This is a genomic window from Gemella sp. (assembly GCF_057272915.1).
In genome coordinates this window covers 2,287-28,131 of record NZ_DBHIUF010000015.1, presented here as the reverse complement: position 1 = coordinate 28,131, position 25,845 = coordinate 2,287, and the positions used below count along the sequence as shown (strand labels likewise).

General features: G+C 30.2%; 17 protein-coding genes and 1 other annotated feature. Of the genes, 16 read left to right on the top strand and 1 reads right to left on the bottom strand.

Annotation, left to right across the window (positions count from 1 at the left end):
• The first annotated feature begins 115 nt into the window (after positions 1 to 115).
• The 10 genes from coaE to brnQ all read left to right on the top strand — a co-directional run bounded on the left by coaE (position 116) and on the right by brnQ (position 12,099).
• Positions 116 to 703 (top strand): dephospho-CoA kinase, encoded by a 588-nt coding sequence (gene coaE, locus ACO6OL_RS06585; protein ID WP_485502565.1) that lies wholly within the window; start codon positions 116 to 118, stop codon positions 701 to 703.
• Between the two features lies 1 nt (position 704).
• Positions 705 to 1,448 carry an ABC transporter ATP-binding protein gene (locus ACO6OL_RS06580; protein ID WP_314160735.1) on the top strand — a complete coding sequence of 248 codons (744 nt, stop codon included), beginning with the start codon at positions 705 to 707 and terminating at the stop codon, positions 1,446 to 1,448.
• Entirely contained in the window at positions 1,441 to 2,679 is a 1,239-nt protein-coding gene (locus ACO6OL_RS06575) for an ABC transporter permease (protein ID WP_485502564.1), read from the top strand. The genes ACO6OL_RS06580 and ACO6OL_RS06575 overlap by 8 nt, the downstream gene beginning before the upstream one ends.
• A gap of 11 nt (positions 2,680 to 2,690) precedes the next feature.
• On the top strand, positions 2,691 to 4,091 hold the full coding sequence (locus tag ACO6OL_RS06570) for a protoporphyrinogen/coproporphyrinogen oxidase (RefSeq protein ID WP_485502563.1): 1,401 nt from the start codon (positions 2,691 to 2,693) through the stop codon (positions 4,089 to 4,091).
• A gap of 31 nt (positions 4,092 to 4,122) precedes the next feature.
• Positions 4,123 to 5,547, top strand: coding sequence for a leucyl aminopeptidase (locus ACO6OL_RS06565; RefSeq protein ID WP_485502562.1), 1,425 nt, complete (start codon positions 4,123 to 4,125; stop codon positions 5,545 to 5,547).
• Positions 5,548 to 5,731: 184 nt separating this feature from the next.
• Positions 5,732 to 5,927: a binding site (T-box leader), on the top strand.
• A gap of 211 nt (positions 5,928 to 6,138) precedes the next feature.
• Complete coding sequence (locus ACO6OL_RS06560; protein WP_448912477.1) at positions 6,139 to 6,960, top strand: transporter substrate-binding domain-containing protein; 822 nt, start codon at positions 6,139 to 6,141, stop codon at positions 6,958 to 6,960.
• Positions 6,961 to 6,979: 19 nt separating this feature from the next.
• Positions 6,980 to 7,621, top strand: coding sequence for an amino acid ABC transporter permease (locus ACO6OL_RS06555; protein ID WP_314160730.1), 642 nt, complete (start codon positions 6,980 to 6,982; stop codon positions 7,619 to 7,621).
• 9 nt (positions 7,622 to 7,630) lie between these two features.
• Positions 7,631 to 8,350, top strand: coding sequence for an amino acid ABC transporter ATP-binding protein (locus ACO6OL_RS06550; RefSeq protein WP_485502561.1), 720 nt, complete (start codon positions 7,631 to 7,633; stop codon positions 8,348 to 8,350).
• A gap of 918 nt (positions 8,351 to 9,268) precedes the next feature.
• Positions 9,269 to 10,570: an NCS2 family permease gene (locus ACO6OL_RS06545; protein WP_485502560.1), complete on the top strand. Its 1,302-nt coding sequence runs from the start codon at positions 9,269 to 9,271 to the stop codon at positions 10,568 to 10,570.
• A gap of 197 nt (positions 10,571 to 10,767) precedes the next feature.
• On the top strand, positions 10,768 to 12,099 hold the full coding sequence (brnQ, locus tag ACO6OL_RS06540) for a branched-chain amino acid transport system II carrier protein (protein ID WP_485502559.1): 1,332 nt from the start codon (positions 10,768 to 10,770) through the stop codon (positions 12,097 to 12,099).
• Positions 12,100 to 12,158: 59 nt separating this feature from the next.
• Here the strand turns inward: brnQ and ACO6OL_RS06535 are convergent, their stop codons facing one another.
• On the bottom strand, positions 12,159 to 13,322 hold the full coding sequence (locus ACO6OL_RS06535; RefSeq protein WP_485502558.1) for a class I SAM-dependent methyltransferase: 1,164 nt from the start codon (positions 13,320 to 13,322) through the stop codon (positions 12,159 to 12,161).
• Between the two features lie 376 nt (positions 13,323 to 13,698).
• Between ACO6OL_RS06535 and ACO6OL_RS06530 the strand changes: the two genes are divergently transcribed.
• The 6 genes from ACO6OL_RS06530 to ACO6OL_RS06505 form a co-directional block, all read left to right on the top strand.
• Positions 13,699 to 15,195: a UDP-N-acetylmuramoyl-L-alanyl-D-glutamate--2,6-diaminopimelate ligase gene (locus ACO6OL_RS06530; protein WP_485502557.1), complete on the top strand. Its 1,497-nt coding sequence runs from the start codon at positions 13,699 to 13,701 to the stop codon at positions 15,193 to 15,195.
• Between the two features lie 20 nt (positions 15,196 to 15,215).
• The gene (locus ACO6OL_RS06525) at positions 15,216 to 16,781 is read left to right on the top strand and encodes a peptide chain release factor 3 (RefSeq protein ID WP_316452470.1); all 1,566 of its coding nucleotides are present in this window, start codon (positions 15,216 to 15,218) and stop codon (positions 16,779 to 16,781) included.
• Between the two features lie 180 nt (positions 16,782 to 16,961).
• Complete coding sequence (locus tag ACO6OL_RS06520) at positions 16,962 to 17,396, top strand: GtrA family protein (protein WP_314161058.1); 435 nt, start codon at positions 16,962 to 16,964, stop codon at positions 17,394 to 17,396.
• Entirely contained in the window at positions 17,396 to 18,229 is an 834-nt protein-coding gene (locus tag ACO6OL_RS06515; RefSeq protein WP_485502556.1) for a Cof-type HAD-IIB family hydrolase, read from the top strand. Before ACO6OL_RS06520 ends, ACO6OL_RS06515 begins: the two co-directional genes overlap by 1 nt.
• 137 nt (positions 18,230 to 18,366) lie before the next feature.
• Positions 18,367 to 20,661, top strand: a complete 2,295-nt coding sequence (gene secD, locus ACO6OL_RS06510) for a protein translocase subunit SecD (protein ID WP_485502555.1) — start codon at positions 18,367 to 18,369, stop codon at positions 20,659 to 20,661.
• 570 nt (positions 20,662 to 21,231) lie between these two features.
• The coding region (locus ACO6OL_RS06505; RefSeq protein ID WP_485502574.1) for a YSIRK-type signal peptide-containing protein at positions 21,232 to 25,845 on the top strand (4,614 nt) is incomplete at its 3' end.

Here is a 25,845-nt window from a genome sequence, read left to right as displayed (position 1 = left end):
AAAAAACTAATGTACTTTAGATATAGAATAATGGTGTTTAATAGTTTTTAAACTATGGTAAATGCTTGCAGTTTATGATAAAATTGTATTTAAGTAATTTAATGGAGATGATAATTTGAATATTGGAATTACAGGAAGTATAGCGTGTGGAAAAAGTACTGTATCAGACTATTTGATAGCTAAGGGGTATACCATTATTGATGCCGATAAACTTGGACATGTTGCACTTACTAGCAATGATGTAAAAAGAAAACTAGCTGAAAAATTTGGAGAGAATATTTTAGAAAATAATGAAATAAGTCGGAAAAAATTAGGAAAGATAGTTTTTGGAAATACTGAAAACTTAAAAAATTTAAATAGTATTATTCATCCTAAAATAAAAGAATTAATTTTGAAATTACAAGAAAAATATAAAGATGAAGATTTGGTCTTTTTAGATATAGCACTATTATATGAGGCTAATTTTGTTGACTTAGTTGAGAAAGTTGTTGTTGTCTATGCAGACGAAGAAGTACAATTAGAAAGATTAATTACACGAAATTCTTTATCAAAAGAAGAGGCTTTTAAGCGTATAGAAAGTCAAATGAGTCCACAGGAAAAAGCAGCATTAGGTGATTTTGTGATTAATAATAGTTATAATAAAGAAGAGACATTTCGACAGACAGAAGAAATAATTGAAAAATTAAAAAGAGGAGATAAATAAAATGACTAATGTATTAGAAATTAGTAATCTTGGTGGCGGGTATAATCGTAGAAAAATTATTGATAATATCAATATACAAATACCAAAAGGAAGTATCACAGCTTTAATTGGGCTGAATGGAGCTGGTAAAAGTACTACAATTAAACATATATTAGGATTACTTAGACCTATGGAAGGTGAGATAAAGGTTAATGGTATTACGATTACTCATGATAATGAAAAATATAGAAAGAGTATAAGTTATATTCCAGAGTCACCTGTTTTATATGAAGAATTAACATTAGAAGAGCATATAAATCTAACAGCAATGGCTTATGGATTAGATATGGAAGATACGTGGGAAAAAGCTGAAAAATTACTAGAATTATTTAAACTAAGTGATAAGAAGAAATTTTTCCCAGTACACTTCTCAAAAGGTATGAAACAAAAAGTAATGATTATTTGTGCCTTTTTAGTAGAGCCAAATTTATATATAATTGATGAACCTTTTTTAGGACTTGATCCAATAGCAATTAATGATTTAATTAATTTAATGTGTGAAAGAAGAGATAATGGAGCTAGTTTATTAATGTCTACACACATACTAGCTACAGCGGAGAAGTATTGTGATAACTTTGTTATTATTCACGAAGGGAAAATTCTAGCGAATGGGAATTTAGAACAACTAAGGGCTGAATTTAATATGGCAGGTGCGTCTTTAGATGAAATTTATCTATCATTAACGGTGCGAGATAGTAATGAGTAATATAGAGAATATTTTTGCCAATAGACGCAAGAAAGAGCAGGAGCTAAAACTAACATACAGCAAGTACATTTTTAATTCGCACCTAATTATGTTTCTTATTATTGTGTTAGGAGCAGCAATGATTAACTATTCTAAATGGATAGCTATAGCTAGTCAATTTGAATTGTATTCGGTGTTTATTGCTGCAACATTGGCTTTTAGTTATTATTTAATAAGTACAAAGGTTAAAACATATATAAAAGAAGCTGATGCGGTATTTTTGTTACCGCTAGAGAAATACTATAAAAACGTTGGTAAAAAAACTATTATTAACACAACGGTAGTACACGTTATAGCGTTTGTTATTTTCTATTTTTCAGTTAAACCTATTACGAGTATTATAGGTACTGTTGATCGAATTGCTATTTGTTTATTGATTATGGTTATTTTATTAAATAATTTATTGAAATACTTCCAAATTATTCACTATAAAGAACTTATTTGGGTTAAAATTTTACAATTTATTGTGATTTTTATACAAATTATTTCAGTCTTTATAGTTAATACTTATATACTAATTACTGATTTAGTTGGAATAATTGCGTTATCGTATAGTACATATTATATTCTTAAGAATGCTGGAAATGTAAGAAACGCTGACGATAAAGAAAAGTTCGTTGTAAAATGGAATGAAGCAGCTGAATATGACAAGCATCGTATGGAAAGTTACTTGAAATTCGTGAATATGTTTGTAGATGTTCCGTTAAGTGGAGTAAAAGTTGCTAGAAGGAAATATTTTGATGCGATTTTACCTAAATTAACTAAAGACAATTTCACTAAAGACAATAGCTTTAAATATTATTATTATAGAGTCTTTTTAAGACAGGAAAATACGGTATTTCTAGCTTTAAGACTTATGTTATTAGCTGGATTAATAATTTTTAGTTTTAAAAATCCGTACGTAAGTGCAGTAGCTATTATATCTTATAGTTACTTAACAATTATTCAACTTGTCCCTCTGTATAAACAGATGAGTAATAATATTTGGCATAGTATATTACCAGTTGATGAAAGTATCAAAATAGGTAGTTTCCAAAAATTACTGATGATTGTTATGTTAACTACTACTATTATGCTCGCAATTTTTGCTATCTTATTTAGTAATTTTGAAGGTATGACGATAATAATAATTATTCTATCAGTATTGTTAGCTAATATTATAGCTAAAATGTTTATTGAAAAAGTAAAATAGAAGGTATTATCATGAAAAATATAGCGATAATAGGAGGAGATTTATCAGGAGTAAGCTGTGCTTATTTTTTAGATAAATTCTCAGGAGTAAACTCAAGAAAATTTAATATTGATCTAATTGAAAGAGATTTAGAATTTGCGAATGATAGATTTGGAAAATTTCAATATGGTCAAGAAATTTATGATAATGGTTGGCATAATTCAATTAGTGAACAAGGTGTACTATTTTATTTAATGATCGAGTTAGGGCTTCACAGATATTTAATTAAAAGTGGTGTAACTAAAAAAGTATTTTTTACAAAAGAAGGAATTAAATATCTACCAGAAAAGATGCTTTATGGGGTACCATTAGATAAAAAAGAATTATTATTGTCAGATTTATTCACTTTTAAAGAAAAATTATCGATAATATACAATATGTATAATACGTTAGAAGATGAAGATATAAAAGAATTGACGGCTGAGGAGTTTTTTAAAGCTGTAATCAACGAAAAAATTTATGATAAACTTATTGAACCTTTATTAACTAGTTATTATTCATGTGATATTTCTAACCAAAGTATGGTTAGTTTGATGCCTGAACTTTCATTTTTAACGATTCAAAAAGAAGATATTAATAAAATATTAGAAGAAATGTATGATAAAAATGTCATAGATAATATTACAGTTGGCTCGGAATATAGATTAAAATTCACGTTAAAATCATTTATAGAAACACTAGAGGCAAATTTTTCAGATAAAGTATTTTTAGAATTGAATCGCAAGGTTGAAAAAATAGAAAAAAAAGGTGATAAGTATTTAGTTCATTCAAATGGTAGTATATATTATTATGATTATGTAATACTAACATTAAACCAGAAAAATTTTTTACCGTGGTTTAATGGAGATGAAAAAATTACTGAATTTTATTCAGATATGAATTATGTTTCTAATATAGTTGTAACTCTTGTTTATAAGCGAGATGAATTACATATTAATCGTGAAATTGGAGAAATAATTTTCCCAAAAGATGATAGTGAATATGTAACAAAGTTAGAATATGTAAGTAATAAATGGATAGATATAAAAATGAGTGGAATACAAATCGTGAGGGCTTATATTAATAGAGAAGAAGCGGTTAGCGAATTAATGGATAAAAGTGATTCTGAAATAATAGAAATAATTGAAAAAGAATTAATTAAAGTTCATGGTGTAGTTGGTAAAGTTAGTAAGTACTACATTAGTAAGGTTAAAGATAATTACAGATTTCGTTGTAAAAACTATAATAAAAACATAAATAAATTTAACGAATATATGAAAAAAGAATATCCAAATGTGTTTATAATAGGGAAGTCGAAAAAAGGTACAACTCTTGAAAATACAGTATTGGAAGCTAAAGAAGTAGCAAAACAAATATTAGAAAATATAAGATAAGAAAGAACGTACAAAGTACGAGGTGAAAAAAATGAAATTTTTTACAAATAAACAAGCAGGTGTAAAAGTAACACCAATATTTGAAGATGAAGTATACGATAGTAAGTTATTAGAATATACAAAAGAAAAAGAATTATTTTCAGGAAAACTTAAAGAAGTTCACGCCAATCTTCCTTTTGATGGAGAAAAAGAAATACTTTTAGGATTCGGGAAAAAAGAAGAGTTAGTAGAAGATAAAGTACGAGAAGTATTCTTTAAGTTGGTGAAAGCACTAGAAAAAAATAAAGAATTAGAAGTATATGTAACTTTACCTAAGGTAGATAACATCTCGACAGAAAAATTTGTAAATGCGGCAGTTGAAGGTGCGTTACATGGAACTTATAAATTTGATAAGTATAAATCAGATAGAGAAGAATTCCCAGAGATTACAATTAACTTATCAACTGAAGAGAAGTTAGATAATTTAGAAGAAGTAATAAATGAAGCTCGTGACATTATGAGTGGAGTATTCTTCTCACGTGATTTAGTAAATGAAAGGGCAGAATATTTATACCCTGAGACTCTTGCTAATATTGCTAATGAAGAATTATCAGCTTTAGGTGTTGAAGTAGAAGTATATGATGAAAAACAATGTGAAGAGCTAGGATTAAAAGGTTTATTAGCTGTAGGGCGTGGCTCAGATAGAAAACCAAGATTTATCGTTATGAAATACCTAAATAATCCAGAGGAAAGCGAAGTAGTTGGATTAGTAGGTAAAGGTGTAACTTATGATTCAGGTGGTTACTCAATTAAACCAACAGCTAATAGTATGGACATAATGCACTGCGATATGGGAGGTGCAGGAACTGTAATTGGAACAATGAAACTAGTTGCGACAAGAAAACTAAAAACTAATGTGATTGCAGTTGTTGGGGCATGTGAAAATATGATTGCTGGTGGATCTTATAAACCAGGTGACGTTGTTTCAACTTTATCAGGAAAAACTGTAGAAGTATTAAATACAGATGCAGAAGGGCGCATTACTTTAGCAGATTCAGTGTACTACGCTACTGAAAAATTAAAAGTTAGTAAAGTAATAGACTTAGCTACATTGACAGGGGCATGCTTAGTAGCATTAGGTGAATTCTACACAGGTGCAGTAACAAATAACCAAGAATTCTATAACGAGCTAAGCAAAGCTGCGAAAGAAGCGGGAGAAAGAGTATGGCAAATGCCAGCTGATGATAGCTTTAGAGAATTAAATAAATCATCAGTAGCTGATGTGAAAAATACAGGGGGTCGTTTAGGTGGAACAATAACAGCGGGATTATTCATCGAAAACTTCGTAGCTAATGATGTGCCATGGGTACACTTAGATATAGCTGGAACTGCATACCTTTCAAAAGCTGAAAAATACCTTCCAAAAGGTGCTACTGGAGTACATGTTAAAACATTATATAATTTATTAAGTAAATAATTGTAGATGATAAAGAAAGAACTCAATGATGAAATTATTACATAATTGAGTTCTTTTGTCTATAATAAGGCAATATTAGGAGTTAATAATAGGGATAGAAGAAAATTTTCATAAAAAAATTAAAAAAATATTGAATTTTTACTTGACAAGCACATACTAAGGGTGTAAAATAAGTAACAATAAAACAAAACCTTAGAAAAGAATAGTAATTTGGTAAAAAATTTTTAGCGAGCTAACGTTGGTGTGAGGTTAGTAATTTTTCTAGATGAACGCACTTTTTAGGCAATTATTAAATAATTGGTAACTCTGCCTTAAAGAGATTGAGTGGGTATATTAAATACCAAGAAAAGTGGCAACGCGGAATTGATTTCGTCTTTTTATAGTTTCTTAGGAAATTATAAAAAGACTTTTTTATTTATCTCGTGCCTTTATACAGACCATGGACTGTATCTTTCTTAGATTTAGTGTATCAAAAAGAGTGGCACCGCGAAATATCGTCTCTTTGTAGCTAGAATTACTAGCTGCAAGGAGATTTTTTATTTATAATTCGTTCTTTTCTAGAATATAATAAAGAAAAAAGGAGATAAGACAATGAAAAAATTATTATTATTCATTACATCAATTATTACAGTATTTACATTAACAGCATGCTCAAGCAGCAAAACAAAAACAAAATCAGAGGAACTTAAAGACAAAGGGAAAATAGTTCTAGGAGTATCACCAGATTATCCACCATATGAGTTTTTAACTACAGAAAATGGTAACAAAAAAGTAGTTGGAGCAGATATTTACTTAGCAGAGCAAGTAGCTAAAAAATTAGGTGTTCAAGTTGAAATTCAAGAAATGGCATTCGATTCACTAATCGCAGCTTTAAATGCTAACAAAGTTGATATGGTAATTTCTGGAGTTAACCCAACAGAGGAAAGAAAAAAAGCAGTTGATTTCTCTGATGTTTATTATACAAGCAAAGGAATTTTCGTTGTAAATAAAGATAGCGAAGAAATTAAATCTGTAGCTGATTTAAAAAATAAAAAAATCGGTGTTCAAAAAGGTTCAACTTATGAAACTTATGCAAAAGAACAACTAAAAATGGATGAGAAAAATATCCAAGCTTTAACAGATGTACCAAGCTTATTACAAGATTTAAAAAATAAAAAAATTGACGTAGTATTAATACCAGATGATGTTGCTAAAATCGCTATGAATAAATACACTGATATAAAAATTAGTACATTCAAAGCAGAAAACGATCCAGAAGCAACAGGTATGGCAATAGCGTTCAAAAAAGGAAAAGATAATAGTAATAAAGAATTATTAGAAAAAGTTAACGCAGTAATTAAAGAAATTCAAGAACAAAAAGCATTTGAAAAAGAACTTGATAAATATGCTAAAGTTGCTGCACAAAGCGAATAAAAGAGAGGTATAAAATAGAATGTTTGATTTTCTTCCAAATTATTACACGACGTATTTAGAAGCTACGGTAACTACATTAAAAGTTTCACTTATAGCTTTACTAGTAGGATTAATACTTGGAATTGTAATATGTTTAGCAAAAATTAGTACTTTTAAAGTATTTAATATAATAGCAGCAATATATGTAGAAATAATTAGAAATACACCAATACTAGTGCAAATTATGATTATCTATTTTGCACTACCAGAAATTGGCATTTCATTTACACCATTTATGTCAGCGATAATTGCTCTTTCAATTAACTCTGGTGCATATGTTAGTGAGATATTCCGTTCTGGAATATTAGCAATTGATAAAGGACAAATGGAAGCAGGACGTTCTTTAGGACTTAGTTATTTCCAAACTATGAAATTAATTATTTTACCACAAGCTTTAAAAAATAGTTTACCAGCTCTAGGTAATGAATTTATTTCATTAGTAAAAGAATCTTCAATAGTTTATTTTGTAGGAGTAGCAGATATCATGTTTACGGCAAACACTGTAAAAAATGCTACATACCAAACATTTGGACCATACCTAGTAGCTGCTGCAATATATTTTATAATTACATCAATATTATCACTATTGGTAAAACGTTTAGAGAAAAAATTAACGAAGTAGGTGAAGAAATTGTTATTAGAAATAAAAGATTTACATAAGAAATTCGGAAAATTAGAAGTATTAAAAGGTGTAAATATAAGCGTTGAAAAAGGGGAGAAAATCGTAATTCTAGGTTCAAGTGGTAGTGGGAAAAGTACAGCATTACGTTGTGTAAACTTATTAGAAACTCCTACTAGTGGACAAATTTTATACAATGGGGAAGATATTACTAAACAAAATATCAATAAATATAGAAAAAAAGTTGGAATGGTATTTCAAAACTTTAATCTTTTCCCAAATATGAGTGTATTAGAAAATATTACACTTGCACCAAAAACGTTCGGTGACGATACTGCTGAAAACATTGAGAAAAAGGCAGTTGAATTGCTAAGACGTGTTGGCTTAGAAGATAAAAAAGATGTTTATCCAAACAGTCTTTCAGGTGGACAAAAGCAACGTGTAGCTATTGCACGTGCCTTAGCTAATTCACCAGAAGTATTATTATTTGATGAGCCTACTAGTGCTCTAGATCCAGAGATGGTAAAAGAAGTACTAGATGTTATCAAAGAATTATCAGAAGAAGGATTAACTATGCTAATAGTTACTCATGAAATGAATTTCGCAAAAGAAGTTGCTGATAAGGTAATATTTATGGATGGGGGAGTAGTATTAGAAGAAGGAACTCCATCGGAAATATTCGATAATCCAAAAGAAGAAAGAACAAAAGAATTCTTCTCGAAAATATTATAATATAGTAAATATCACTAAGGAATTTAAAGGATTCTTTAGTGATATTATTTTATATTGAACTAAATATATATGCACTATAAATGTAAACGTTTCACATCGTGTTAACTCTTTTGATACAATAGGAGTTAGTATAGAGGTGTTGTAAATGAAGAATGGGAATTATGTGGAGGTAGTGTTATAGATATACTAGAAAATTTATCAAGATTAAGTTTAGTTCCTATAGTTATTATATTTTTAAATGTTAAAATATCAGGAGAAAAACATTTTAAGATAGCTGCTGTTTCGCTATTATTTGTAATTTTTCTGAAATTTTTCTTTTTAGATTATCATGATTTTCCAATTACAAAGATGGTTTATCTATTTTTAGTGCTATATGCTTTGCAGATGCTTTTTGAATATAATAAATTGTTAAAATTAATGGGAGTTATTCCAGAGGATAAAGAATAAGGGAGTGACTCAAAAATCGTGATTTCGGAGAAACAAGATTTTGTCGAGTCACCCCCGCACAGTTTATTAGATATCTAAAAAGCTTTATAAAGCGAATTTAGATATTAATAAACTACTGCGTCTATGAGTTCTCATATACACTTTGTTAAATTTTAGGACTTTTGGGTTAACCTCATTATACTAAATCTAAACTTTAGGTAGTATAGTGTTTAAAGAATTTTTTATTTATTTTAATCGAATTTTTATAGATGAAAATAAAGTCAAAGTTCGTTTATGACGAATGTTTCTTTATGTAAACTCTCGCATTTTTTTAAAAGAGAAGGTAGTTTTTATCGAAAATTAATATAAAACATAAAATATTCATGTGAAATATGAACTTTAAAAATAAAAGTTCTTGACTTTTAGAGATAAAACATATATTATTATCTATGTGCTTAAGCATTAATAAAAACTAAGGAGAATTTTCTATTTATGTTAGAACGTCTTTTTAAATTAAAAGAGAACAATACTAATACTAGAACTGAAGTAGTTTCTGGTTTAATTACATTTTTCTCTATGAGTTATATTTTAGTAGTAAATCCAGCTGTACTATCAGCAGCAGGTATTCCGTTAGATAGAGTATTTACAGCGACAATAATCGCGATTTTAGTCGGTACTTTAATTATGGCATTAGCAGCGAACTATCCAATAGTAGTTGCACCTGGTATGGGGATAAACTCATATTTCGCAACACTAGCTGCAACATCAGGTTATAACTATAAAACTTTATTAGCAACGTGTTTTTTAGGAGCTGTTATTTTCGTAATTTTATCAGCAACAAAATTCCGTGAAAGTTTAATTGATTCAATTCCTAATAATTTAAGACATGGGATTTCAGCAGCAATTGGATTATTTATCGCATTTTTGGGGCTTAAAAACTCTTCGCTTATTGTAGCAAATCCACACACAATTCTTTCATTAGGAGATTTAAAAAATCCTGTAGCTTATATGACAATTCTAGGTATCTTTATTATCCTTGTTCTATTAGCTTTAGAAGTAAAAGGAGCTATTTTCATTGGAATGGCAATAGTTGCTATTATTTCATATTTTACAGGAATGTTAAAAGTAGAAAAAATCTTTGGTATTCCTCACATGGATTTAAGTTTATTATATAATCCGGTTAGTGAAAGTATTAATGCTTTACAATTAGGATTATACGGAATAGTATTCACATTCTTAATGGTAACATTATTTGACACTACGGGTACAATGGTTGCAGTAACTAGTCAAGCAGGACTAATTAAAAATGGAAAAATGGAAAAAGCAAGAGAAGCTTTATTAGCTGACTCATTTGCTTCACTAGCAGGATCTTTATTTGGAACTACTCCAACTTCAGCTTATATTGAATCTTCTGCAGGGGTTGCTAACGGAGGACGTACAGGTCTTACAGCTTTAACAACAAGTTTCTTGGTTGTAATCTCAATTTTCTTATTCCCACTTGCAAGTAGTTTAGCATCAGTTCCAGCGATTACATCACCAGCATTAATCATCATTGGTTCATTCATGATGGAAAGTATTGCTAAGATCGACTGGTCTGATATAACAGAAGCATTCCCAGCATTTGTAACAATTGTAGGTATTCCACTTACAGGTTCAATTAATGATGGTATTGCATTTGGATTTATCTTCTATGTAGTATTAAAATTATCTAAAAAACAATGGAAAGATATTCATCCATTAATGTATTTATTTGCAATATTATTTGTAATTCAGTTACTTTGGTTACATGTATAATACAGATAAAAAGTTGAAAATTAGAAATCGAGCTCGAAAAATTTTTGAGCTCGATTTTTTACATATTGCGAATATTATCAGTTAAATTAATATAAAATTAGATAATTTATATTAATTATTTAAAAAATGTTTGCCTTTTTGATGAAGGTATAGTATTATAATAATACTATTATAAATTAAGAAAGGAAATATTATATATGAAAAAAGGTTTATTAACCGGATTGTTATTATTTGGTATCTTTTTTGGTGCTGGAAACTTAATCTTTCCACCAGCACTAGGTGTAAGTGCAGGAGGAAACTTTTGGCCAGCGATTTTAGGATTTGTTGTTTCAGGAGTAGGGATAGCAATTGTTACACTTATTGTTGGGGCACTTAATCCAAATGGTTATGGAGCAGAGATGGATGAAAAAATTTCACCATTATTCTCAACAGCGTACTTAGTTTTACTTTATTTATCAATTGGACCGCTTTTTGCGATTCCAAGAACTGCAGCAACTGCATTTGATATTGGAGTAGCTCCAGTTGTAGCTGGAAGTAGTTTACCGTGGTTATTAATTTTTACAGTTATTTATTTTGTATGTGCGTTCTTATTAGCGGTAAACCCAACTAAGATTTTAAATAGTGTAGGTAAAGTTTTAACACCTATTTTTGCTTTATTAATTGTAATTTTAGTAATCTTAGGAGTTTCTAAATTTAACTCGACAGGAGAAGCTGCTAAAACTTATGCAACTAGCGGTTTGGCATTCGGTACAGGATTTATCGAAGGATACAACACACTTGATGCACTTGCTTCAGTAGCATTCTGTATCATTGCGATGAGTGCTTTAAAACAATTAGGATTTAAAGATAAAAAAGAATTTTTATCAAGTGTATGGATTGCTGGTATTGCAACAGGTATTGGATTCAGTATCTTATACGTTGGATTAGGATTATTAGGTAACAAATTTGCAGTACCTGCTGAGGTTCTTGCCAACCCTAAAGTTAATAAAGGTGCATATGTACTATCTGAATCAGCCCGTCAATTGTTCGGTAACTTCGGAAGCATGTTCTTAGGAATCATGGTGATTCTTACATGTTTCACTACAACAGTAGGATTAATCGTGGCAACTTCAGAATTCTTTAACAAAAAATTCCCACAACTTTCATACAAAACGTATGCTACATTATTCACAGTTGTAGGATTTTCTATCGCAAACGTTGGATTACAAAGTGTTATCCAATTCTCAGTACCAATGCTATTATTCTTATACCCAATCACAATTGCATTAGTATTAATTGTTATTGTTAACAAATACGTTGCATTATCTAAGTTAGGAATGCAATTAACAATGGCAGTAGTTACATTAATCTCTATTCTTTCTGTAGTAGGAAGCACATTTAAAGTAGAGGCTTTAAGTGGTTTAATCGCAAAACTTCCTCTAGCAGCTCAAAGTTTAGAATGGTTAGTACCAGCAGCAGTTTGCTTAGTAATTGCGGCTGTATTACCAAATAGACAAAAAGGTAAAGTTTACGATTTTAGTGAATTATAGTTTTTAGAATAATAAAGTGCATTAGCTCAAAAATGAGAGCTAATGCATTTTTCTTTATATTAAATTAATTTTTTTACTTCGTCTAATAAGAACATCTCTACATTTAATGAAGTAGTGAATTTCTCAAGATTAGTAATTTTATCTTTATCGACATTATTTGTTGTTCTATAAGCTCGGATAAGTTGATTTTTAGGTGTGTTCTCTGCAGAGATAAACTCAACAATATCAGATTTATATCCGAATGCTTCTAAGACTTCGCTACGAATAGAATCAGTAAGAAGTGTAGAGAATTTTTCTTTAACAATTCCATGTTTTAACATAAACGGAAGAAATTCATCATTAAGTTGACTATTAACTTCTTTTTGACAACAAGGAACTGCGAAGAATACTTTTGCTTTCCAACCAAGAGCTTTTAGGATAGCTATGTCAGTCGCAGTATTACATGCATGAAGACTTATAACCATATCTATCTCATCTGTATTTTCGTAATCAATGACATCGCCGTAAATAAAACTTAGATTAGTGAAATTAAGTTTTTCAGCTATACTATTACAATGTTCAATAACCTCTTTTTTAAGATCGATACCTATAATTTTCACATTCATTTTAAGAACTTCTGTTAGGTAATAATAAGTAGAAAATGTTAAATAACTTTTACCACTACCGAAGTCAAGAATTGTAATTTGTTTATCAGAATTTAATTGTGTTGCAGCTTGTTTTATAAATTCAAGATACTTGTTTATCTGCTTGAATTTATTATATTTGCTCTTTAAGACCTTACCATCATTATTTTGAATTCCTAGTTCAACTAAGAATGGATATTTTTGTTTTTCGTCTAAGAAATAGTCTTTTTTCTTATTATGTTCAAATGAAATAGCTTTAGTGGCTGTTTTCTTTCTATTTACACTTATTTTGAATTTTTTTGAAATTTTAATGTTGATATTTTCATCTGTGGTAACAACATTGATGTCTTTTGCTAATTCAAAAAGTTCTTTGATCGAATTCTCAATATTTGAAGAATCTGTAGTAACTATATTAGTATGTTTTATTATCCTTTTATATCTGTATTCTAGCTGTAGATTAATACTTTTTTTAATATTAACTAATTTACCAATAACTTTATCAAGTTCTAATTCTTTATTGCGAATATTAGAAAAAGTTATTTTATTAATATTATTATTAGCTATATGAGTCAAAATTTCTGAAATAATTTCGTGTTCCATTGTAGCTCCTTTTAGTTTCTTTTTATAATGATTTCTTATATATATTACACTAGTTTTTATTAATTATCAACATAACAGAAATATAATGTCGTAATCTAGAGTGAATGATTAAAAAATGAGAATAAAACAAAAATTCAAAATTTCAAAAAGTTTAAATAAAACTGTTATATTTAGTGTTATTTTGATACCCAAATAGGCTTTATACAAGCTTTTTAAATAACTAGTACACTTTTCTTGGAAGACTCTAGAAAATCGAATTCTCCAAAATCATGATTTTTGTGTCACTCCTAGATAAAATAATTACCGTTGTTGGTTGAGTATTAGTATCATGCGTGGTATAATTTAGTAGTTAGAAAATAAGAAAAAGGTAGATAGTATGAATATATTAGATATTATTGATAATATAAAAGTAAAAACTATTTATGGAAATTTACCAGAAAGTGTAAACAATATATCTCAAGATTCTAGAAAAGTAGGTGAAGGCGACGTATTTGTCGCTATAAAAGGATATACGGTAGATGGTCATAATTATATAGAAAAGGTAATAGAGCAAGGGGCGGCATTAGTAATAGCGAGTCGTTATGAAAATTACGATGTAGAAAACTGTGCTGTGATTGTTATTAAAGAGCATGAAATTGAAAAAATTGCTAGTATGATTGCTAAGAAAATCAACGAAGGTTCTGATGTACATACTGTAGCTGTAACTGGAACAAATGGTAAAACAAGTATCTCAACATTGGTACACAATATGTTGAGAACTTTAGGAGAGAGTAGTGCCTATATAGGAACGAATGGTTTTGGAAAAAATGATGCAGAACCTGTTTACTTCGGTAACACTACTCCTGATGTAGTAACATTACATAATCAGATAGGTGAATTACGTCGAGATAATATTAAAAATCTTGCTTTCGAAGCATCATCACACGCTATGGCATTAGGTCGTATTTATAACGTAGATATCGATGTTGCTATATTCACGAACCTAACACATGAACACTTAGATTTTCATGGAGATATGCAGACATATGCCTATGATAAGAGTTTATTATTTTCAACATTAGGAAATAATTTATCAGAAGCAAAATATGGTGTCTTGAATAAAGACGATAGTTACTATAAAATCATTTCAAAATGCTTATATCAACAAGAAATAAATTACTCGATAAAAGATGAAAATGCAGACTTTTATGCTTATAACATAAGGCAATATAAAGAGGGGAAAGTTTATAAAACAAGTTTTACACTAAACTCTCCTGAAGGAACATTTGAATGTACTACTAATTATATCGGAGACTTCATGGTAAGTAATGTCCTTGCAGCTCTTATTGCTGTGTGGATAAAAGGTTATAGTGTTGAACAGCTAGTTGATATTTTACCTAAACTTGGAGCACTATACGGTCGAATGGAAATCTTAGGAGATGACCTACCGATTGATATTATAAGTGACTTTGCACATACTCCAGATGGATATGAAAAATTATTAGAAGCAACTCGTGAGATGAGAAAAGGAAAACGAACTCTTCTTGTAACTGGAATGGGTGGTGGACGTGATATTTCTAAAGGACCATTAATTGGTGAAATTATCTCAAAAGCTGATTATGTTGTTATTACAACTGATAGCCCTCGTGATGAAGACGTAGAAGTTCTAATGGGATCTATCGAAAAAGGTATGACTCATAAAAATTATGAAAAAGTATGGTTTAGAACAGATGCTGTTAAACGAATAATTGAACTATCTGAACCTGGAGATGTGGTAATTTTAGCATCAAAAGGACGTGAAGATTATGAAATTCTTCAAGGTGGTAAAAAAGTTTGGCACTCAGATCCAATCGTTGCAGTAGAAGAAGCGAAAAAGAAATTTAATATTAAATAAAAAATTGAAAGGAAAATAACGTGGTAGAAAAAATTAGAGAACAAGTAGAAAAAAGAAGAACATTTGCGATTATCTCTCACCCCGATGCAGGTAAAACTACATTAACGGAGAAATTACTATTATTCGGTGGAGCGATTCGTGAAGCAGGAACAGTAAAAGGTAAGAAAACAGGGAAGTATGCAAAAAGTGACTGGATGGATATTGAGAAACAACGTGGTATCTCGGTAACTTCATCAGTAATGCAACTTGATTATGATAATAAAATTATCAATATCCTAGATACACCAGGACACGAAGACTTTTCAGAAGATACATATCGTACTCTTATGGCAGTAGATAGTGCCGTAATGGTTATTGATGGAGCGAAAGGGATTGAGGCGCAGACATTAAAACTATTCAAAGTATGTCGTATGCGTGGTATTCCAATCTTCACATTCATTAACAAAGTTGACCGTGAAATTAAAGATCCATTAGAATTATTAGCTGAAATTGAAGAAAAATTAGAAATAGAAACATATCCGATGAATCTACCGGTAGGTATGGGGCAAAACTTCTTCGGTATAATGGATAGAAAAAATCATTTTATCGAACCGTTTAAAGAAGATAGTGACTTCGTAGAATTAGATGAAGAGTATAATATCGTAGATGATAATCCGCTTGCTCAAGATACTATGTATCAAAAATGTGTAGAGGACATGATTCTGATAACAGAAGCAGGTGTTGACTACGACTATGATAAACAATTAAAAGGGGAACAAACACCGGTATTCTTCGGATCAGCATTATCATCATTTGGAGTAGAAAGTTTTTTAAACTACTACGTAGATAATGCTCCAACACCAAAAGGTCGTCGTGGAGTTAATGAAGAAGATATCCAACCAACAGGAGAGGATTTCTCAGGATTTATCTTTAAAATCCAAGCTAATATGGACCCTAAGCACCGTGACAGAATTGCATTCTTACGAGTGTGTTCAGGTGAATTTAACCGTGGTATGGATGTAAACTTAGCAAGAACTGGGAAAAAATTAAAAATTTCACGCTCAACTAACTTCATGGCAGATGATAAAGCTACTGTAGATGTTGCTTATGCAGGGGATATTATAGGTCTTTACGATAGTGGAAACTATCAAATCGGTGATACACTTTATCAAAATAAAAAAGTTGAATTTGAAGCACTTCCTTCGTTTACACCGGAAATTTTCGTAAAAGTTTCTGCGAAAAATGTATTGAAACAAAAACACTTCCACAAAGGTGTCGAGCAACTAGTACAAGAAGGAGCTATTCAATACTATAAGACATTACATACGAATCAAATTATCTTAGGAGCAGTAGGTCAGCTGCAATTTGAAGTATTTGAGCATCGTATGAAAAATGAATACAATACAGAAGTAATAATGGAACGTATCGGACAAAAAACTACTCGTTGGATTGAAAATGAAGATTCAATTAATGAGAATATGTCAAGTTCAAGAAGTATTTTAGTTAAAGATTTATATGATAACTATGTATTCTTATTCGAAAATGATTTTGCGATGAACTGGTTCAGCGATAAATATCCAGAAGTAAAACTGTTTAGTAAACTTTAATATAAAAAGAGTATCTCAATCATTTCTTGAGATGCTCTTTAATTTTTTTAATTATATCGATGTATTAGTTAAACAAAAAATGTTGTTTAGTTATGATAGTTTTATATGTAAAAATTTGAAAAAAAATCCTTATAGGTATATAATTAAGTGTTGGCAAAATTTTATTATAAAGAGGATAGCATGAGAAATTTAATAAAGAAAATGCTGGATCTTTACAAAGAACCCAGATACAAAAGTATAGTTAATTACATATTCTTTGGAGTTTGTACAACTTTAGTAAATGTTGTTACATATTTTATTTTGTATTACTATGGGATGGAAGTTAGACCAGCGAATTTAATATCTATAACATTATCGATTTTATTTGCATATTTTGTTAATGCTAAGTACGTATTTGATTCAAAGGCAGTAGGATTTAAGAAGGTATTTTATGAACTTAGTAAATTCTTTACAGCTAGATTATCTACGCTTGTTATAGAAGTATTTGGAGTAGAATTATTCATTTACTTAGGAATGAATGCCTATCTAAGTAAATTTATTATTCAATTCGTAGTACTTGTTGCTAATTATGTTATTAGTAAATTTTTAGTTTTCACAAAGGAGAAAAATAACTAATGAAATGGTTTATTACTGATATGGATGGAACTTTTTTAAATGATAAAAAAGAAGTTGCACCAAATGCGAAAGATGTGATAGTAAAACTGCAAGATAAAGGAAGTAAATTCATAATTGCCACGGGAAGACCTGATATTGCGGTTAAGCATTATTATTACAACTTAGGGATGAACGATGTAGTTATTTCTAATAATGGAAGTTTAATTAGAAATCTATCAACAGGTGAAATAGTTTATCAAAAGAGTTTTAAAATAGAAGAAATTGAAAAAATTTATAGTATGTTTAAAGAACTAAATGATGATGAGATAGAATTTCACGTATATACATTAAATTATATTTATTGTAACCACTTGTCATTTAGTATGGCTAGAATGAAGAAACTTGAAGCGGATATGCCAGAGGAACTGAAAACGCCAATGTATATTCATGATGACATTATAGGTGAAATCAAGAAAAATAAAGAAGATTGTCAAAAAATTATGATGATTGCTAAAGATCATGATAAAGTAGTGAATTTCTTTAACAAGGTGAGTGAAGTTCTAGAAGTAGATGGAACATTCTCGGCGACTGATTTCTTCGATATTATGCCGAAAGGGTGCAATAAAGGTACTGCAATTGAAAAACTAGCTGAATATTACAATTCTCCAATCGAAGACTGTGTAGTATTTGGTGATAATTTCAATGATAAAGAAATGTTCGATGTAGCAGGCTGGAGTGTTTGTCCAAATAATGCTAAAGAAGAAATTCAAAATATGTGTGATGAAGTTATCGGAAATAATAATGATTTTTCTGTCATTAAATATGTGGAAGATTATTACGAAAAAATTAAATAAATACTTGATAACTTAGCGAAAATTTGATAAATTAGAAGGTAGCGTATTAATTACCTATATAGCGATTTACATATAAATAATTTTATATTTGATTACTATAAATTGTACAATGAAAAATAAAATAAAGGAGAACTTTCATGAGAGGAAGAAGAAATGAGAAGAAAAAGTTCAGTAGAATTATTGCTTTCTTGTCATTAGTAGTTATTATCCTAACATCAATAGGATTAACATCAAAATCTAATGCTGAAAAAGTAAATCTTGGACTGGATCTTCAAGGAGGATTTGAGGTACTATACCAAGTAGAACCTCTTAAAGACGGTCAAACTATAGATGAAGCAGCTGTTAAGGCAACTGCTGACACTATTAGTAGACGTATTAACATACTTGGGGTAAGTGAACCGGTTATTACTGTTGAATCAGGAAATAGAATTCGTGTTGAACTTGCAGGGGTAAAAGACCAAGAAACAGCTCGTAAAGTATTATCAACGCAAGCGAACTTAACTATTCGTGATATTGAAGATAAGGTATTGTTAGACGGTTCTGATTTAGAAGAAAACGGAGCGTCTCAAGGGTTTGATCAAAACAACAAACCAGATGTAAACTTGAAATTAAAAGACGCTGATAAATTTGGTAATATTACTTCTGAAATCAGTAAACGTCCTCAAGGTCAAAACTTAATGGTTATTTGGATGGACTTCAATGAAGGAGATTCATTTAAGGCTGAAGCAGCTAAAGAGAAACCTAAATATGTTTCTGCACCGCAAGTAGCTCAAACTATTAACTCTAAAGATGTTCAAATTACAGGGAACTTCACCGTAAAAGAAGCTAAAGAAATGGCAGCATTATTAAACTCTGGTGCTTTACCTGTAAAATTAACAGAGATTTACTCAAACTCTGTAGGAGCTCAATTTGGTGCCGATGCATTGCAACAAACAGTATTAGCAGGGGCTATAGCATTAGCAATTATTTGTTTATTCATGCTAGTTGTTTATCGTATACCTGGATTCGTAGCTAGTGTCATGATGGTTGCTTACGTATATATTACGGTAGTATTCTTCAACATGATATCAGGGGTACTTACACTTCCTGGTATTGCAGCTTTAATTCTTGGGGTAGGTATGGCAGTTGACGCTAATATCATCATGTACGAAAGAATTAAAGAAGAAGTGCGTGCTGGATATCCACTAAAAAAAGCATACTTAGATGGAGCTAAACAGTCATTATGGACAATCTTTGACTCACAGTTTACTACAGTAATCGCTGCAATAGTACTATTTATCTTTGGTACAAGTAGTGTTAAAGGTTTTGCGACAATGTTACTATTATCAATATTAGTCAGCTTTATAACTGCGGTATTTGGTACTAGATTATTACTAAGTTTATTAGTGAATTCTAATATTTTTAATAATCACCCAGGGTACTTTGGTGTTAGTAAGAAGAGTATTCATGAAACTAAGTTTGGTATAAATTCACTTAACTTAAGTACTAAATTTGAATGGTTGAGCTTTACTAAGCACATGAAGAAATTCTTTGCTTTAAGTATTGCGATCATGATTGCAGGATCTGTGTCTTTAGGTATGTATAAATTGAACTTAGGGATTGACTTCTCTAGTGGTACACGTATTGATGTGGCTGCGAATACAGAATTATCAGTAGATAAGATTCAAGAAGATCTAAATGCTTTAAAAGTAAAAGAAGAAAAAATAGTTGTTTCACCAGATAAAAAACAAGCAACAGTACACTCTAAAGAGAGCTTTGCACAAGATAAATCGATAGAAATCAAAGAATACTTTGCTAAAAAATATGAAAAAGATGCTAACCTAAGCGTTGTATCTCCAGTAATTGGTAAAGAATTAGCTAAAAATGCATTATTCGCATTAATGTATGCTTCTATAGGTATTATCATCTATGTAGCATTTAGATTCGAATGGCGTATGGGGCTTACGAGTGTTATCGCCTTACTGCATGACGTATGTATAATTATTTTCATAGCGAGTTTATTAAGCTTAGAAATAGATATTACATTCATCGCAGCGGTATTAACAATCGTAGGTTACTCAATTAACGATACTATCGTTACATTTGACCGTATTCGTGAACATATGCGTCATGAGAAAGTTTTAACATCAAAAGAACAAATTTATAAAGTAGTAGATGTATCGCTAAGACAAACATTAACTCGTTCTATTAATACAGTATTAACAGTTATAATCACGGTTATAGTTATGTTATTAGTAGGAAGTAGCTCAATTTACTCATTCAATGTAGCGTTACTTATTGGGTTAATCTTTGGTTTATATTCATCACTATTTATTGCAGCACAATTGTGGGCAGTATTAAAAGTACGTGAATTAAACAAAAAAGGTAAAATCGAAGTAAGTGTTCGCCAATCTCCAAGAGAGAGAAAAGAAAACGATAAAGTTTTAGTATAGAAAAATAAAGACTCAAAATTAAGGAAACTTAGTTTTGGGTCTTTTGTTTTAGTTTTCCTCAATATCAATATTTGTATTAATTTTTTTGTAAATTAGGAGGGAGATGATAGTTTATTGTTTTAATTTATAGAGAGTAAGATGAAAATTTTAAGGTAGATGTTAATATCAAATCAGACATAAAAATTTCCAGTAAAAATATTTATCTTGAAGTTAGAAGAGGGGGATGCTTTTTTAGTTTTAAAGGAGGGTGAATATATTACATAGAAAAAATAATTCTCTAAATGTCGTTATTATAGAATATAAAAAATATATAATAAAATGATTTATTTTCTTATATATAATATATATAATGTCTCTATTGGATATTTTTTTGTTAATTATTTTGGTTTATTATTTATATAAAACTATTATTTTATGATATTTTTTATTAAGTTATAAAGAAAAAATTGTTTTTTTATTGTTTTTTTTTTTTTTTTTTTGAAAAAAACAAATATTATTTCTTTATTGATGTTATTTTTTATGGTATTATATTATAGATATTTAAATAATTATAAAGGAGAGAAATAGTTGATGATTGGTAAAAACAACATAAAAAAACAGAATGAGCAACATGGCGAAAAAGTAGAAACATATTCTATAAAAAAATTCAAAGTAGGAGCAGCGAGTGTTCTAATTGGAGTAGGTTTATTCTTTGGTGCAGGTGTTGTAGAGGCTAGTGATAGCACTACTGTGCAACAAAATGGTGATAAGAAGGTAGCTGATTCTACGGAAACAAGCGTACCTGTACCATCTGCAGTTGAAGTGAAACCTGCTGAGAAAAAAGTAGAGAATACACGTGAGAAAGTAGCTACAGCTGTTGCAGAAAAGTTAGCAACTCAATCAGGTGAAAACAGTCAAGCGGAAAGTGCAACAAAAGAAGTTGACAAGTCGCTTCTTAATAAAAAAATCGAAGAATTAAAAGCTCAACTAGAAAGAGTAAAAAATAATGCTAAACAAAAATCAGTGATTGATGAAGCTTCTAAAAAATTAGAATCAGCTGAAGCTTTATTAAAAAATAATCCTACTCAGGAAGAAGTAGATAAAAAAGCAAAAGAACTTAGTTCATTAACTTCTATCTTAAAATCAATCAAGGCTGAAGAAACACCTAAAGAAAATAAAAACCAAGATAGTCGTAATGGTAAGAAGATGGAAGAAGGAACAGGTTTCCGTACTGGAGTGACAGACCACGCTTTATTTGGGGCTGTTCATTTTGATTCTGCTGATGGACCGTCAGAAAAAAATATTCCTGTCATCGGAGAGGGATCTGGAAAGAGAAGAGTGAACGTTTCTATCACATACACAAGTTCATCAACTGACACAGTAGTTGATGGGAAGGTTCGTGTGACAGTCCCAAAAGCTTTATTATATACAAAGAAAACTGAACAACCAACTTTTATACATTCAAATCTTGTTAAAAATATGATTGATCGTTCAACCGAAAGTGATTATATTTATGAAATTGTATTAAAACCAATGTCAGGAGGTACTGTAGCCGAAAGTAAATTAAATTTAACGGTAGGAACTTCAATAAAAAATTCACCGTCAAAAAATGATACATTGCCAATTAAAGTGGAATATATAGTAGGAAATGATGTATTGTCTACGGAAACGGCAACTGCAACGTTTGATTATTTATCAGAAATTATTTATAAAGAGAATGATCATAGAGAAAAAACAATCGAAAGTTATACCTCTAGAGATGAACGTGAATTTAAGTTTGGAATAGTAACTGATGGTAATTTAAAAATGACTGACAATGCCACTTTTAGAGTACCTTTAATTATGTCTAGTCGTTCTTTTTTCAGTGGAGAAGATGTTGAATTTGAAAACGGTAATGGTCGATTAACAAGTTATGACTATACCATCAGTGGGATTCCAGATTTCTTAGAATTGGATCCAAAAAGTGTAGATAATAATCAAAATTGGACTTTAGAAAATGGTATTTTAAAGCTTCATCATGACTTAGAAAAAGGGGTAGAAAAAAAACTGTATGAAGCTGGACCTATATTGAAAGTAAAAGAAGGAGTATTGAACACACAAGAGGGGATTGCAAAAGTAATTGAATCTAATAATACAAGGGGGTATGTAGCTAATCTTACTTATACGGCAATAGGACATAGACCAGATGGTTCAACATTTACTCAAACATTATCTAATCCTACAGGATTTAGATTTTATGCAGGAGATGGTGTACCTACTATAGGTAACATTTACAAATATACTTACACTAGTTCTAAACAACGTTTGTATTCAGAAGTTAGTAATATAGATAATTTCACAGCCGATTTAGGAATAACTAGACCAAAATATGATGGATCTTATTTACCAAGTCAGTATATCAACTACTTTATTCCAAAAGACAAAGAGGGAAATTATTTTTCAAAATTTAGTATTAAGAATCTTTGGTATAATGAAATAACAGAAACTAGTCAAAAAACATCAAAAATATTAAATAAGAATAGGTTTGATTCTAATTTATCTTTTAAGGAAAATTTCAAATTATATGGTGTAGGACAAGAAAATCAAGCAGAATTAATTAAAGAATATACTTCTGTTGAAGAACTGTTTAAAGAAATTAAACTTAATTCAGAAAAAAGATATACGCATTTGATTTTAAAACATCCGGGGATTGTTGATAAGTATAATAAAGTTGATGAACAAGATAAAAAAATAGCAATGATACAATCTGAATTAGGAGTTACTGTTGGAACATGGGAGAAGATGGCTAAAGACCCTTCAATTACTAGATATGAGAATAAAATTTTTCAAAGTGTTTCTGCAGAAAATACTCTTGAAAGTGCAGTGAATACAGAAAGACCGGCTACAGGAACTGGAAAAGCAGCAATTCATACTAAGGAGTGGCCAACATTAAAATTAAGAATGGAGCAACTTGGAAATGCTCAACTAACAAAAGATAATTTATCACGTGGACAAAGTATCCCAATGGCAGTTGTATATGAAGCTCCAGATTATTTTGGATTAGTAGAATCTATTGAGGATGGAAAATCGGTTTATGATTTAAATAAACTAGATTCTAAAATTAATAAACCGACTCTTATGTTATTAGCAGATTCAAATGTTCCAATGAAAAATTTTCGCTTATTAGCAGATAATCGTTTAGTTACAAGTAGTTCTTTCTATCTAGGCGGAACTAACAATTCTGGTGGTGAATATGATTATAATAAAGTAAAAGAAAATTATAATACAGTGAATCCATCAAGAATAATTGAGAATTACAAAAATACTGGTAAAAGGGCTTATCTTTTTGATTATGAAGACTTAGGGATTTCATCCTATGAAATAACAGAAAATATTAAAGGAGATGGAAATAACAAACCTGCAGTTATTGCTTTTGAAGTAGAAAATAATGGGCAAGTAACAAGTGGAACATACCCGATTGAATCTTATCTTGTATGGAATAGTGATTCTGATCGATTAATTGGTGCTGATAGAAGTATTAATGCGGATTATGTAGAAGGACATGAAGCAGGAGCAACGATAGCAAAAGCTAATACTACGGTAACATTTGTCAATAACATAGAATATTCAATTTCGTTAACGATTGCTAAGCCTGGAACGCCTGGGGTAAGAGGAATTATTGATGTAAAAAATGGACAAGAAGTAACTCTAACTCCAAGAGTGGAGAATTTAACGGATAATCCTCAAAAAGTTAAAGAAGCAATAGTGTTAATTCCTAAGACAGAAGCTGTAACTTATTTGGAGGGACCAATTTCAAAAGATTCACCAGAGTTTGATGTGTTATATACGACAACAACTAATACGGATAAAAAGACTGCAGACTATGTTACAAAAGATCAGATTACTGATTGGAAAGCCGTAACAGCAGTTAAGTATGTCTTTAAAGATAATTATACAATATCTAAAGAACATGGGTTTACACATCATTTTAACCTTCGTGTAGATAATGATAATGCTAACTTTATACAAAGTACTTCTCAAGTGTTCATAAAAAATAATGAGGGCAATTGGGCTGATTCTAACAAAGTAGGATTAGTTACAGAAGATATTAGAGGAAAATTAATTGTTAAGTATATTAATGAACAAGGTTATAATGTTGATAACGATATTATTACTAAAGAATTTGCTGGAACTGAGTATACAACAAGCAAAAAAGATTTTGTAGTATATTCTGGGAAAGCATATTTATTCAAGGAAATCAGACCGGATTCAGCAAGAGAAAGTGGAGTGTATGAGAAACAAGTAACTAAAAAGGTTGTTTACATTTATGAAGAAGCAACTATTTCTGAAGAAACTCAAACACTAACACGTACAATTAATTATCTAGAAAAAGATAACGATAGTAACGTAGTTTCACATCCGCAAGTTCAAAGTGTTACAGTTAAGAGAAAAGTATATACTGGAAAAGATACTGGAAGAGTTGTAAAAGGTGATTGGATTATTGAAAAAAATACTAATTGGGAAGCTGTAACGTTCCCAACTCTTTCAGATTGGGAAAATCCACAAATAAAAGCAAATGATCAATATGTACCAAAAACATCAATAGATAAAGTAGCAATTACTCCAGAAGTTGTGTCGAATGGAGATGTAGTAGAAAATGTTTACTATGAGCGATTCGTCCCAGTTGGTGGAGATGTAGTAGCAAAATACGTTATCGAAGGTACAACAACTGAATTAAAACAAGCAACAGATGTTGCAAAAGGATTAAAAGTTGGAAAAAGCTATACTTCAACAGCTCCAGTAGTAGGTGAAGAATTAACAGCTACTGATGGAAAAGTTTATGTATATAAAGGACATAAAGCTACATCAGCTGGAGAACAAGGTACAGTTACAGCGGATAAACAAGAAGTAGTTTATGAGTACGCACCAAAAGCAGGTGGAACAGTCATCGCTAAGTATGTAATCAAAGGAGAAACTACAGAGCTAAAACCAAGTACAACTGTATCAACAGGAGCACAAGTGGGAAGTGAGTATACAGCAACAGCACCACAAGCAGGAGAAGTCCTAAAACAAGGTGAGTTAGAATATGTCCTAGAAGGCAGAAAAGCAGACTCAGCTGCAGAAACAGGTAAAGTAAAAGCAGATAACCAAGAAATTATCTATGAATACGTACCAAAAGCAGGTGGAACAGTCATCGCTAAGTATGTAATCAAAGGAGAAACTACA

Coding starts and splice junctions, on each gene's coding strand:
- ACO6OL_RS06580 (WP_314160735.1), top strand. CDS start 705: ATGACTAATGTATTAGAAATTAGTAATCTTGGTGGCGGGTATAATCGT.
- ACO6OL_RS06575 (WP_485502564.1), top strand. CDS start 1,441: ATGAGTAATATAGAGAATATTTTTGCCAATAGACGCAAGAAAGAGCAG.
- ACO6OL_RS06570 (WP_485502563.1), top strand. CDS start 2,691: ATGAAAAATATAGCGATAATAGGAGGAGATTTATCAGGAGTAAGCTGT.
- ACO6OL_RS06565 (WP_485502562.1), top strand. CDS start 4,123: ATGAAATTTTTTACAAATAAACAAGCAGGTGTAAAAGTAACACCAATA.
- ACO6OL_RS06560 (WP_448912477.1), top strand. CDS start 6,139: ATGAAAAAATTATTATTATTCATTACATCAATTATTACAGTATTTACA.
- ACO6OL_RS06555 (WP_314160730.1), top strand. CDS start 6,980: ATGTTTGATTTTCTTCCAAATTATTACACGACGTATTTAGAAGCTACG.
- ACO6OL_RS06545 (WP_485502560.1), top strand. CDS start 9,269: ATGTTAGAACGTCTTTTTAAATTAAAAGAGAACAATACTAATACTAGA.
- brnQ (WP_485502559.1), top strand. CDS start 10,768: ATGAAAAAAGGTTTATTAACCGGATTGTTATTATTTGGTATCTTTTTT.
- ACO6OL_RS06535 (WP_485502558.1), bottom strand. CDS start 13,322: ATGGAACACGAAATTATTTCAGAAATTTTGACTCATATAGCTAATAAT.
- ACO6OL_RS06530 (WP_485502557.1), top strand. CDS start 13,699: ATGAATATATTAGATATTATTGATAATATAAAAGTAAAAACTATTTAT.
- ACO6OL_RS06520 (WP_314161058.1), top strand. CDS start 16,962: ATGAGAAATTTAATAAAGAAAATGCTGGATCTTTACAAAGAACCCAGA.
- ACO6OL_RS06515 (WP_485502556.1), top strand. CDS start 17,396: ATGAAATGGTTTATTACTGATATGGATGGAACTTTTTTAAATGATAAA.
- secD (WP_485502555.1), top strand. CDS start 18,367: ATGAGAGGAAGAAGAAATGAGAAGAAAAAGTTCAGTAGAATTATTGCT.